Below are 11806 nucleotides of genomic sequence, written 5' to 3'. Positions count from 1 at the left end.
TTTCAATTAATTTTTCTATACTTGCCGGTCAGATGTTTCTTCTCCCGGCTTTCCGTTGCCCCAAAAGCGGAAACATGGTATACTGAACTACATCTTATATAAAGGAAGTCGGCTATGGAAAGACTGGCGGTGGGCATCCTTGCCCACGTGGATGCGGGGAAGACCACTTTGACGGAGGGGCTGCTCTACACCTGCGGGCAGTTGAAAAAGCTGGGGCGGGTGGATCACGGGGACGCCTTTCTGGACACCGACCCCATGGAGAAGGAGCGGGGGATCACCATTTTCTCCAAGCAGGCCCTGCTGCCGCTGGAGACGGTGGAGTTCACCCTGCTGGACACCCCCGGCCACGTGGATTTCTCCGCCGAGATGGAGCGCACCCTATCCGTGCTGGACTGCGCCATTCTGGTGGTCAGCGGCAGCGACGGGGTCCAGGGCCACACCCACACCCTGTGGAAGCTGCTGGAGCGCTATCAGGTGCCCGTCTTTCTGTTCGTCAACAAGATGGACCTGGCGGGGGCGGATCGGGCCGCCCTGCTGGAGCAGCTGAAAAGCCAGCTGGACGAGGGCTGCGCCGACTTCTCTGACAAGCCCACCCTGTATGAGCAGGCCGCCCTGTGCGACGAGGGCCTGCTGGAGGATTATCTGGAGAGCGGCTCGGTGCCGGACGGGGCCCTCACCGCTCTCATCGCCAGGCGGAAGCTGTTCCCCTGCTGGTTCGGCTCCGCCCTGAAGCTGGAGGGGGTGGCGGAATTTCTCCAGGGTCTGGAGCGGTACGCCCCCCGGCCGGTGTATCCCACCGATTTCGGTGCCCGGATCTTCAAGATCTCACGGGACGACCAGGGGGTGCGGCTGGCCTGGATGAAGATCACCGGCGGCAGTCTGAAAGTGAAAACTCTGCTGGAGGGCCCGGGCTGGAGCGAGAAGGCCGACCAGCTGCGGCTGTACTCCGGCCGGAAATTCCAGCCGGTGGAGGAGGCCCCGGCGGGGAGCGTGGTGGCGGTTACCGGCCTGTCCGCCGCGGCGGCGGGCCAGGGCCTGGGCTTTGAGGCGGAGGGGGCGCCCCCCGCTCTGGAGCCGGTGCTCACCTATCAGGTGATCCTGCCGGAGGGGCAGGACCCGGTGACCGCTATGCAGAAGCTGCGCCAGCTGGAGGAGGAGGATCCCCAGCTCCACCTGGTGTGGAACGAGGGCCTGCAGGAGATCCACATCCAGCTGATGGGAGAGGTCCAGCTGGAGATTCTGCAGCGGCTGATTGCGGAGCGCTTTTCCATGGCGGTGTCCTTCGGGCAGGGGGGCATCGTGTACCGGGAGACCATCGCCGCCCCCGTCATCGGGGTGGGCCACTATGAGCCCCTGCGGCACTACGCTGAGGTCCACCTGCTGCTGGAGCCGGGAGAGCGGGGCAGCGGTGTGGAACTGGCCACCGCCTGCCCGGAGGATGTGCTGGACCGGAACTGGCAGCGGCTCATCCTCACCCATCTGGCCGAGCGGGCCCACCCGGGGGTGCTCACCGGCTCCCCCCTCACCGACGTGAAGATCACCCTGCTGGCAGGCCGGGCCCACCTGAAGCACACCGAGGGAGGCGACTTCCGGCAGGCTACCTACCGTGCGGTGCGGCAGGGGCTGATGGAGGCGGAATCCGTTCTGCTGGAACCCTGGTACTCCTTCCGGCTGGAGGTGCCTTCTCCCCAGGTGGGGCGGGCCATGAGCGACATCCAGCGGATGGGGGGCGACTGCGACCCGCCGGAAACTGCCGGGGAGCTGACCGTCCTCACCGGATCCGCCCCGGTGGCGGGGCTGCGGGACTACGGCCGGGAGGTGGCCGCCTACACCAGGGGCATGGGACGGCTGAGCTGCTCCCTGAAGGGCTATTTCCCCTGCCACGACCAGCAGGCCGTGGTGGAGGCCCTGGGCTACGACCCGGAGCGGGACGTGGACAACCCCACCGGCTCGGTGTTCTGCGCCCACGGGGCGGGCTACAATGTAAAATGGGACCAGGTGAAGGAGATGGCCCACGTGGACAGCGGTCTGTCCCTGGAGCCTCCCCGGGAGGCGGACAGCCCCTCCCCCGCGCCTGCCCGCCCGGTGGACCGGGGCCTGTCTCTGGAACAGGACAAGGAGTTATTGGCCATTTTTGAGCGGACCTACGGCAAGGTGGAGCGCCGGGCCTTTACCCCGCCCCCCAAGCCCGCCCGCACCAGCCTGGACGAGGGCAAGTACAACGTCCAGACCCAGAACAAGGGGCCGGAGTACCTGCTGGTGGACGGGTACAACATCATCTTCGCCTGGGAGGAGCTGAAGCAGGTGGCCCGCACCAACCTGGACGCCGCCCGGCAGATGCTGATGGACCTGCTGAGCAACTACCAGGGCTTCAAAAAGAATGTGGTCATCCTGGTATTCGACGCCTACAAGGTGCCCAGAAGTATACAGGACGTATATAAATACCACAATATCTACGTGGTGTATACCAAAGAGGCGGAGACCGCCGACACCTATATCGAGCGGACCACCTATGAGATCGGGAAACACCACCAGGTGCGGGTGGCCACCTCCGACGGAGCCGAGCAGCTCATCATCCTGGGCCACGGGGCCCTGCGGCTGTCGGCCACCACCTTCAAGGCGGAGGTGGAACAGGTGTCCGGACAGATCGCCGCCCTGATCCGCCAGATCAACAAGCCCGTCAAATCCCGGCCGGTGGAGGCCGCCCTGAAAAAGGCACAGGAGGGAAACAAATGATTCCCATGCACATCATCGCCACCATCCGCAGCGACTTCCCCACCAAGTTCGGCATCCCCCGGCAGAGCGGGCTGGTGGAGGAATTGAAGGCCACCGTAGTCTTTGAGCCGGAGTACCGCAGCCCGGATGCCCTGCGGGGGCTGGAGGAGTTCTCCCACCTGTGGCTCATCTGGCAGTTCTCTGAGGCGGTGCGGGATACCTGGTCCCCCACGGTGCGGCCTCCCCGTCTGGGGGGCAACACCCGCATGGGGGTGTTCGCCACCCGCTCCCCCTTCCGTCCCAACCCCATCGGCCTGTCCTGCGTGAAACTGGAGGGGATCGAGAAGGATCCCAATCTGGGCCATGTGCTGGTGGTGTCGGGGGCGGACCTGATGGACGGCACCCCCATCCTGGACGTGAAACCCTACCTGCCCTACGCCGATTCCCACCCGGAGGCTTCCGGGGGCTTTACCGGCAACGTGGGGGGCAAGGTGCTGGAGGTGGACTTTCCGGCCCAGCTGCTGGACAGGGTGCCGGAGGGCAAGCGGGAGGCTTTGATCGGGGTGCTCTCCCGGGACCCCCGTCCCTCCTACCAGCACGATCCGGACCGGGTGTACGGCATGGCCTTCGCCGGGCTGGAGGTGCGCTTCTCGGTGGACGGGGACGTGCTTCACGTCCGGTCAGTGGAATAGACGTCTGCGGGCGGCCGGGAAGGCCGCCCGTTTTTTCTGTGCCGGGTGCAGCAAAACCGCCCGCTCAGGGATGTTAGGGGTGGAAAGGGGGAAGTGCCATGGGAGAAACCGACAGTCTGCGCCAGGCGGTGGAGGCCTACGGGGATATGGTGTACCGTCTGGCCCTGGCCCAGACCCACAGCAGTCATGACGCCGACGATGTGTTCCAGGAGGTCTTTCTCCGGTATCTCCGGTCCGCCCCCGCCTTTCGGGAGGAGGAGCACCGGAAGGCCTGGCTGCTGCGGGTGACGGTAAACTGCTGCAAAAAGCTCCACCGCTCCTTCTGGAGGCGGAATACGGTGGCCCTGTCGGAGGCCATCCCCGCCCGGAATCCTGAGGAGGGGGAGCTGCTGGAGCTTCTGGAGGGGCTGCCCGAAAAATACCGGGCGGTGCTCCACCTCTACTACTACGAGGGCTACGCCACCGAGGAGATCGCGTCCATCCTGGGCCGCAGCCCCGGCACCGTCCGCAGCCAGCTCTCCCGGGGGCGGGCTCTGCTGCGGGACGCATGGAAAGGAGCGGAAGAGCTATGACGGAACAGACCTATCGGGAACTCTTTGACCGGGCGGGCCCCAGCCAGGCCCTGGTGGAGGGCACCCTGGCGGCGGCGGAACAGAAACCGGCCCGGCGTCGGGTGACCGCCCGGCAGCTGGCGGCGGCAGTCCTCTGCCTGGCAGTGGTGCTGGGGGCGGTCAACTATCAGGCCCTGGCCGCCGGTGTACGGTGGGTAGTCCGCTACTTCACGGGCGTGGGCGCCTCCGCCGGGCCTGTCATGGTGGTGGAGGCGGCCGACCGTTGGACCGAGGGGGACTGGCTGTGCCAGCTGGACGGCGTGAGCCAGGGGGACTACCTGCTGCTGGAGCTCTACCTGGTGAGCCCGGAGGAGGAGGCCCACCAGCTGGCCACCCGGCAGCTGCGGGTGTACGCCGACGGCGTCCCCCTGGAGCAGGGGGATCAGGTCTACTCCGAATGGCTGCCCTACAACGGCTTTGCGCCTCAGGGCCGGGCGTGGATCTCCCTTGTGGGACTGGACTGCGGGCCGGAGGTGGCCTGGCGGGAGGAGGGCTACCGCTCCCGGGTCCATATGCCCTTCCTCTACAAGCTGCCGGAGGAACCGGTGGAAGAGCTGACTTATGAGCTGCTGGACCTGGAGGGGGGCGGCTCCCACACCGGGTCCCTGACCCTCACTCCGGCGGATGCCCAGGCCGCCTGCTCAGACAGCCGGACCTTTGCCGAGGGGACGGTGACCGCCCTGGTGAGCGAGGACGGCCGGCAGCTGTCGGTGTACGCCCACCAGGAGGAGACTGAGGACGGGCTTCTCCTGACGGGAGCCTCCCTCTTCCACCATCAGGTCACCTTCATCGGGGCCTCCGGAACCCGCTATCCCGACGCGGGAGAGGGCTTCCGCAGCTACACCTCCGGCCACGTGAACGTCCAGCTGGCCTCCGCCCCAAGCTGGGTGGAGGAACCCATCACGGCAGTGGAAATCGGCGCCGTCCAGCTGGTCTATGAGCACGACGCCTGGTGGGACGGCCTGGGGGGAGGTATGGTCCGCACTCAGGATACGGCCACCTACGGAGATCTGAACTGGGTCATTTCCCTGGACTGATCATAAAACAAAAACAGGCCCGGAGCCGCTGGACGCGGCTCCGGGCCTGTTTTTCTGTTCGGTCAGCGCATGGCGATGGTGACTTCGGTCTCCGCCGCCAGCTCTCCGCCGGTGTATACCTCCGCCCGGCAGGTGACGATGGCCTTTTCCGCCCGCTCGCTGAGCAGGCTGGCCCGGATCTCCATGGTGTCCCCCGGCAGGATCTTTTTCCGGAAGCGCACGTGGTCGATGCCCAGGAACAGGGGCGTTTTGCCCGCGTAGGCCGGCTTGGTCATCAGGATCAGGTCGGCGGCCTGGGCGGTGGCCTCCACCGTATAGACGCCGGGCAGCACCGGGTCGCCGGGGAAGTGGCCTTTGAAAATCTCCCGGTCCGGGTCCACGTAAAAGGACGCCGTGATCCGCTCCCCCTCCACCAGCTCCGAAACCGTGTCGATCAAAAGCATGGGGTCCCGGTGTGGGATGATCTCCATGACCTGCTCATGGGTCAGGGTCCTGACCGTTTCCATCGGGCATCTCTCCTTTTTTCTGTGATCTGCCCCTATTGTACCCCTCCTCTCTCTGTTTGAGAAGGGGCATCAGACATTCCACGCCCGGGACCAGTCGATGTCCCACACCGTCCAGGGCGAATCCTCGTCTGTCCGCCGGAGGATCAGCATCACGTTAAAATGGTAGGCATCGGGCTCTAACTCCCCCTGACCTTCACCGGTAAAGAAGCTCATGGAAATAGCAATGCGGTTGTTCAGCTCCGTTTGGTCGTCGGTGGGCCGGTAATCATAAGACACCTCATAGGAACGCGTAGGCTCGTAATCCACGCTCATCAGCTGGCAGCCGGGGAACTGTTCCACGAAGTAGTTCTCCGCCGCCACATAAGCCTCGCTCACGTCCTGGTCGGAATAGGTGTGGGCGGGCGGCTCATTGGTTCCATCCGCCAGCTGCTCCAGGCAGCTCTGGAGCAGCTGCCCATAGGGGGTGGTACCGGGGTCCCAGGCCCAGCGGTACCAGTCCACGGTTCCCGCCGGCGTGTCCAGCTGCACAACCACCAGGCCGTCCGCCGCAAAAATGACCGTGGTCCCGTTACGGCTGTATACCAGGGTGCTGCCGCCGCTGGAATCGGGGGCCTGGGCCTTGACCCAGGGCCAGTTCCCCAGCTGTCCCATAGGGATCAAACCCTGATAGGTGTCGGTCCGGGTCTCTCCCCCCTCTTCATAGGTCAGGCGCACAGAGCCGTCCTCACTCATGGCGGGCCACAGGACCCGCTGGGCCAGATTCCAGGCCGGCTCCCCCTCCACCAGGGTGACCTGATCGGCGGTGACGCCGTCATACCGTGTGGCCAGCCAGTCCATGGCCGCCCCCTCCGGGGTGAGCAGATCGGTGCGGTGTCCCTCATCCGCCTCCTTCTGGATACCGGCGTAGTATTCCGCCGCCGGCAGACCGGTGTTCAGGGGCAGGACCCGGACCGAGCTGCCGTACCCGTTGTAGAACAACCCCTCCACGCACCAGATGCCGCCCTCCCCCTGGTTGGCGGGCTGGGACATCAGCAGGGTGACCGATTCCGTCCCCTCATAGCGCACGTAGACGTGCTCACTGTCCCAGAAGCAGCCGTCGTGATAGATCTCGCTCTCGTCAAAGCTCTCCAGGCCGTTGCGGGAGAGAAAGTCGGCAAAGATCTCCTCCGGCAGCCGGTCATTCAGCTTGGTCCAGATCGCCAGGTCCCCGGTCTGGTCCTCCGCCTCCGAGTAGAAACGCACATCAGTGGGGAACAGCCAGGCGTAATACCAGCCGTCCTCCCGGGCGATAAACGTCCGGCCGCTGTTGTCGGTGACCAGGGATTCCTCAAACTCTGTCTGGTCATACCGGGCCAGGGAGAAGATCCAGCCCATGTCCATCTCGGCGCCGCCCCCCGCCTCGTAGCTGCGCTTGTCGTAGACGGAGAAGAAGGTATTGCCCTCCTCCGGGGTCTGCACCAGCAGGTCGTCCGTCAGGTCGGCGGGCAGGGCCACCGTCAGGCCGTTGGACAGCTGATACAGGTTTGGGTCGTCCAGCAGGGCCTCCGGGTCGGACACCGGCCGGGAGCTGGCGGTGGGCTGGGCGTCCAGCACCGCGGCGCAGGCGGTGAGGCCGATGGCCAGCACCAGGGTGATTGCCACCGCCGCCGGGCCCTGCCGCCGGTGCTTCATGACCGATACCAGCCGCTCCTTCAGATGCTTCTTCTCCTCGCACAGGGTGGCGGCCAGCATCCCCATGCCCCTGGGGGGCTGCCCGGCGGCCATGGCCAGCAGGGTCTCCCCGTAGTGCCGCCGTCCGGCGGCGTCCAGCCGTTTCACCACCGCTTCGTCACAGGACAGCTCGCAGGCCCGGGACAGCTGGCGGCGCACCACGATCATCAGGGGGTTGAACCAGTGGAGGCTGGTCACCACTCCGGCAAACCACTTGTACAGCAGGTCATACCGCCGGGCGTGGGTCAGCTCGTGGGCCAGGATGTCCCCCAGCCGGTCGGGCTCCACACCCTGTGGGAGCACGATGGTGGGTCTCATCATCCCCAGCAGCATGGGGGTGGACACATAGGGGCACACCATCAGACGGAACCGGCCCTCCCGGTCCAGCCGGGCCAGCAGGGCCAGGGTCTCTGGCTCCGGGGGCTCCCCGTTTTCCCGTATCAGCCGGGCAAACCGGCGGCAGCCTATCACCTGGCGTCCCAGGCAGAACGCCGCGCCCAACCCCCAGAGGGCAAACCACAGCGCCGGGCTGGTGAGCAGTCCCCGCCAGTCAACGGCGAACCGGATAGGGGTCTCCGGCTGGGGCTGGACATTCGCCGCTCCGTCCTGAGCCGGAGGCTGGACCTGCTCCGGCTGAGCGGGCTGGGTCACGGCCTGTTGGATCTCCGTCCCCGCGGGCTCCTCCGCAGCCTGGGCAGGCAGAGGGACGGTCACACCCACCGGCAGGCACAGCCGCACCAGCACCAGCAGCCAGAGGTAATAAAAAGCCGTTTTGCTTTTGATCAAAGGCCGTACCAGCATCAGCAGGCCGGTAAGGGCCGACCCCAGCATCGTCAGGGTCAGCAGAGTGCGCAGAAACTCCGCCATACTACCAGTCCCTTCTTTCCCTGTTCAATCTGTCAATAGCCCCCATCCATGACGATCCAGGGGGCGTCCGCATTCTCCCGGTGAAGAATATACATATAATCCTTATAGGTGCTGTTTGGCTCCAGGACCGCCTGATTTTCGTCGGTGGTAAAGGTGGCAAACAGCACGATCCAGTTGTTCAGCTCCGCTTCATCGGCATCCGGACAGTACTGGGCCGCCGCCTCATAGGAGCGCTGGGGGTCATAGTCCATACTCACCAGGGTGCATCCCGTCAGATTGGCAAACTCCGCTTCCGCCGCCGCCTTGGCCTGGGCCACCTCCTCGTCGGAGTAAGTGTGGCCGGGCGCTTCGGTCTCCGGCACGGCGGAGGGGCTGGGCGCCGTTGTCGGAGAGGACACGGCTTCCGGTGCCGGGGACTGTACAGGATCCGGCCCGGAAGGGGCGGTACATCCCGACAAAGCCAGGGCCGCAAGCAGGGCCAAGACTGCCAGAAGCTGATGGTTTGGCTTCATGTTCCGATCATCCTTTCTCGTTCGGGCGGTCTGTTCACTGCCCTTTGCTCAGCTCATCCAGCAGCGCCCGCAGCTGGGCGATGTCCTCCCGGTCCAGCTGGTCGGCCTGCACCAGGGCGGCCACCATGTTCCGGGCCGACCCGGCATACAGCTTGTCGATGAGCTTTTTGGTGCGGCTGCCCCGCACCTCTTCCCGGCTCACCAGGGGGGTGTACCAGTACACCTGCCGCTTCTCCTGGCCCACCGCCCCCTTGGCGCACAGCCGCCGCAGCAGGGTCTTGGTGGTGTCCCCGTTCTTCTCGGACAGGGCCTCCTTGATCTGGCCCAGGGTGCGGGGCTCCCCCGCATCCCACAGTACCTCCATCACCTCCAGCTCCGCCTCGGTGATCTTTTCTTCCACGGTGTTCATGTCCGTTCCCTCCATTCTCATCCTCACTGCCCGGCCAGAAGCCCGGCCCACAGCCCGGCCAGCCTGGTATACAGCTCCTCATAGCCCTGGGTGCAGTGCCAGTACTGGGTGCCGGCTCCGACCTGGGCGGCATCGTAGGAAGGGTTGTAACTCACATAGGGATCGTCCCAGCCCATAATGAGGTCGCCCTTACCCATCAGCCACAGTCTATCACACCCGGCGGGCGGGTCAGAGCTGTCCTCCGTCCCTTCGTCCTGGGGTAGCTCCGCCACCTCCTCCCAGGTGCAGGCAGACAGCCATTCGTGGATCTGAGATAGTTCCTCCCGGGACACATAGGCGGTATTGATCCCGCCCTCCGGTCCGGCGAGGAATCCCAAATACTCCAAGCTGCCACGGTCCGCAAACACCCGGTCCAGCGCCTCATGCACGTCGGCCACGGGAGCAGCGGCGGCGGCATCTGCCTCTTTCCACGCCTGGATCAGGTCCGCCATCACCTCATAAGGGGTGTTTTCGTAGTCATAGGCATCCCGGTACCAGGATACCTCGCCATCGTGCTCTACTCTCACCAGGCCGTCCTGCTCCAGGAAGATGACCGAACCCTTCTCCCCCGCGTCGTACCGCACCGCAGGACCGTTGATGGTGCCGGGGGCATCAGCTTTGACCCACAGCCGGGTATACAAAGTGGGGTAATAGGGCGGCTCACTGATCCTGTTTTCCACCTGCGTGTACGCTCCATCCACATACACCAGGGTGCCCACCGTCAGGGCCTCACCCATGATGGGACTCAGTTCCCGGTACCACAGATCCCAGGCGGGCTCCCCCTCCACCGGGGTGAGCTGATCGGCGGTCACCCCGTCATACCGGCCGGACAGCCAGTCCAGGGCCGCCCCCTCCGGGGTGAGCAGATCGGTCTGCCGCCCCTGGTCGGCTCCCTTCTGGAGCTGGGTGTAGTAGTCCGCCGCCGTCATGCCGGTGTCCCGGGGCATCACCAGCGTACTGCCCCCGATCTGGTTGTTGAAATACCCCTCCACGCACCAGATACCGTCCTCCCCCTGCCTGGCGGGCTGGGAGAGCAGCAAGGTAATGGATTCGCTCCAATCGGGGGTATGGTAGCTGATGTAGACATGCTGGCCGCCCCACAGGGTACCGTCGGCATTGAGATAGTCCCCGCTGGTGAACGGCTCCAGGCCGTTGCGGGCAATGAAATCGGGCAGGGCCTCCTTCGGCAGCCGCCGGTTCAGCATCTCCCAGATCGCCAGAGCGTGGGTCTGGTCGGCCTCCTCCGAGTAGAACCGCACGTCGGTGGGAGTGAGGCAGGCGTAATACCAGCCGTCCCCCCGGGCAAAGAAGCTGCGGCCGCTGTTGTCCTCGGTAAGGCTCTGCTCAAAGTCGATCTGGTCATAGCGGGTCATGGAGAAGATCCACCCCATGCCCTCCGTACCGCCGGTGCCCCCCGCCGCCTCATAGCTGCGCCTGTCATAGACGGACAGGAAGATCTCTCCCTGTTCCGGGGTCTCCACCAGCAGGTCCTCCGAAAGGTTGGCGGGCAGAGCCGCCGTCAGGCCGTTGGCCAGGTCGTAGAGAACCGGATTGCGCAGCAGGGCGTCCGGGTCGGGGGTCATGACCGGGTCTGGCTCCGGCCCGGCGGAGGGGGTGGGCTGTGCCCCGAAAATAGCGGCGCACCCCGTCAGGATCAGCACCAGCGCCAGGGTGAGGGCGGCGGCCGCCGGGCCTTTTTTCACAGGCTTCATCACCGCCGTCAGCCGCTCCTTCAGGTGCTTTTTTTCCTCGCACAGGGTCACGGCCGGCAGGCCTCTGGGGGACTGCCCTGCCGCCATGGCCAGCAGGGTCTCCCCATAGTGCCGCCGTCCGGCGGCGTCCAGGCCCCTGGTGGCCGCCTCGTCGCAGGACAGTTCGCAGGCCCGGTTCAGCTGGCGGCGCACCACGATCATCAGGGGGTTGAACCAGTGGAGGCTGGTCACCGCTGCGGCAAACCACTTGTATAGCAGGTCCTGACGCCGGGCATGGGTCAGCTCGTGGGCCAGAATGTCCCCCAGCCGGTCAGGCTCCACCCCCCGGGGCAGCACGATGGCGGGCCGGAGCACCCCCAGCAGCATGGGGGTGGACACATAGGGGCAGACGGTCAGGCCCACCCGGCCCTCCCGGTCCAGGGCCGCCAGCAGGGCCATGGCCTCCTGCTCCGGAGGCTCCCCGGCTTTCCTTACCATCCGGGCAAAGCGCCGGTAGCCCCACACCTGCCGGCCCAGGCAGAAGGCCGCCCCCACTCCCCAGACAGTCAGCCACAGGGCCGGGCTGGTGAGCAGTCCCCGCCAGTCAAAGGCGGGCTCGCTCTCCTGGATCTCCGGCTGAGGCTCCGCCGCTCCCCCCTGCTGTCCGGAGGGGGTCTGAGGCTGGACAGGCAGGACCTCCGTCTGGGCAGGCTGGGTCACAGGCTGCTGGACCTCCGTCCGTGCCGGTTCCTCCGGCGCCTGGGCGGGCAGAGGGATGGTAACCCCCACCGGCAGGCACAGCCGCAGCAGCACCAGCAGCCACAGGTAGTAAAAGACCGTTTTGCTTTTGATCAGGGGCCGGACTGCCAGCAACAGGCCGGTGAGGACCGATCCCAATATCGTCAGCACCAGCAGGGTGCGCAGAAACTCGGCCATGATGCTCCCTCCAGACAAATCAAGGTTACAGTTGTACCCTTCGTATGTTCAGGGTACAACTGTAACCTCTTTTTGTCAAGG

General features: G+C 65.6%; 9 protein-coding genes. 4 read left to right on the top strand and 5 right to left on the bottom strand.

All coding sequences use genetic code 11. The features are described from left to right. Window positions 1-114 precede the first annotated feature (114 nt). The 4 genes from E0E41_RS11795 (at window position 115) to E0E41_RS11780 (ending at window position 5055) form a co-directional block, all read left to right on the top strand. Window positions 115-2736 carry a translation factor GTPase family protein gene (locus E0E41_RS11795; RefSeq protein WP_130870075.1) on the top strand — a complete coding sequence of 874 codons (2622 nt, stop codon included), beginning with the start codon at window positions 115-117 and terminating at the stop codon, window positions 2734-2736. After that, complete coding sequence (gene tsaA / locus E0E41_RS11790) at window positions 2733-3407, top strand: tRNA (N6-threonylcarbamoyladenosine(37)-N6)-methyltransferase TrmO (RefSeq protein ID WP_130870074.1); 675 nt, start codon at window positions 2733-2735, stop codon at window positions 3405-3407. The genes E0E41_RS11795 and tsaA overlap by 4 nt, the downstream gene beginning before the upstream one ends. Window positions 3408-3505: 98 nt before the next feature. Next, a complete protein-coding gene (locus tag E0E41_RS11785) occupies window positions 3506-3979 on the top strand; it encodes an RNA polymerase sigma factor (RefSeq protein ID WP_130870073.1) in 474 nt (157 codons plus the stop codon). Beyond that, the gene (locus E0E41_RS11780; protein WP_130870072.1) at window positions 3976-5055 is read left to right on the top strand and encodes a hypothetical protein; all 1080 of its coding nucleotides are present in this window, start codon (window positions 3976-3978) and stop codon (window positions 5053-5055) included. Before E0E41_RS11785 ends, E0E41_RS11780 begins: the two co-directional genes overlap by 4 nt. Window positions 5056-5117: 62 nt before the next feature. Here E0E41_RS11780 and fabZ read toward each other — a convergent pair whose 3' ends face one another. The 5 genes from fabZ to E0E41_RS11755 form a co-directional block, all read right to left on the bottom strand. Further along, window positions 5118-5561 carry a 3-hydroxyacyl-ACP dehydratase FabZ gene (gene fabZ, locus E0E41_RS11775; protein WP_130870071.1) on the bottom strand — a complete coding sequence of 148 codons (444 nt, stop codon included), beginning with the start codon at window positions 5559-5561 and terminating at the stop codon, window positions 5118-5120. A gap of 69 nt (window positions 5562-5630) precedes the next feature. After that, complete coding sequence (locus tag E0E41_RS11770) at window positions 5631-8138, bottom strand: M56 family metallopeptidase (RefSeq protein ID WP_130870070.1); 2508 nt, start codon at window positions 8136-8138, stop codon at window positions 5631-5633. A 32-nt stretch (window positions 8139-8170) separates the two neighbouring features. After that, window positions 8171-8650 carry a hypothetical protein gene (locus tag E0E41_RS11765; protein ID WP_130870069.1) on the bottom strand — a complete coding sequence of 160 codons (480 nt, stop codon included), beginning with the start codon at window positions 8648-8650 and terminating at the stop codon, window positions 8171-8173. 34 nt (window positions 8651-8684) lie between these two features. Beyond that, the gene (locus tag E0E41_RS11760; protein WP_130870068.1) at window positions 8685-9059 is read right to left on the bottom strand and encodes a BlaI/MecI/CopY family transcriptional regulator; all 375 of its coding nucleotides are present in this window, start codon (window positions 9057-9059) and stop codon (window positions 8685-8687) included. A 23-nt stretch (window positions 9060-9082) separates the two neighbouring features. Then, window positions 9083-11725, bottom strand: a complete 2643-nt coding sequence (locus E0E41_RS11755; protein WP_130870067.1) for a M56 family metallopeptidase — start codon at window positions 11723-11725, stop codon at window positions 9083-9085. Window positions 11726-11806 lie beyond the last annotated feature (81 nt).

Source organism: Intestinimonas massiliensis (ex Afouda et al. 2020) (genome assembly GCF_900626285.1).
In the GTDB taxonomy this organism is placed as follows: domain Bacteria; phylum Bacillota; class Clostridia; order Oscillospirales; family Oscillospiraceae; genus Flavonifractor; species Flavonifractor massiliensis_A.
Note: the sequence above shows the minus strand (reverse complement) of the source record. Positions and strands in the feature narration are given on the sequence as shown.

Bases quoted from the DNA above. Each gene is read 5' to 3' on its own strand.
- E0E41_RS11755 (WP_130870067.1), bottom strand. From the start codon at position 11,725: ATGGCCGAGTTTCTGCGCACCCTGCTGGTGCTGACGATATTGGGATCG.
- E0E41_RS11780 (WP_130870072.1), top strand. From the start codon at position 3,976: ATGACGGAACAGACCTATCGGGAACTCTTTGACCGGGCGGGCCCCAGC.
- E0E41_RS11795 (WP_130870075.1), top strand. From the start codon at position 115: ATGGAAAGACTGGCGGTGGGCATCCTTGCCCACGTGGATGCGGGGAAG.
- E0E41_RS11785 (WP_130870073.1), top strand. From the start codon at position 3,506: ATGGGAGAAACCGACAGTCTGCGCCAGGCGGTGGAGGCCTACGGGGAT.
- E0E41_RS11770 (WP_130870070.1), bottom strand. From the start codon at position 8,138: ATGGCGGAGTTTCTGCGCACTCTGCTGACCCTGACGATGCTGGGGTCG.
- fabZ (WP_130870071.1), bottom strand. From the start codon at position 5,561: ATGGAAACGGTCAGGACCCTGACCCATGAGCAGGTCATGGAGATCATC.
- E0E41_RS11760 (WP_130870068.1), bottom strand. From the start codon at position 9,059: ATGAACACCGTGGAAGAAAAGATCACCGAGGCGGAGCTGGAGGTGATG.
- E0E41_RS11765 (WP_130870069.1), bottom strand. From the start codon at position 8,650: ATGAAGCCAAACCATCAGCTTCTGGCAGTCTTGGCCCTGCTTGCGGCC.
- tsaA (WP_130870074.1), top strand. From the start codon at position 2,733: ATGATTCCCATGCACATCATCGCCACCATCCGCAGCGACTTCCCCACC.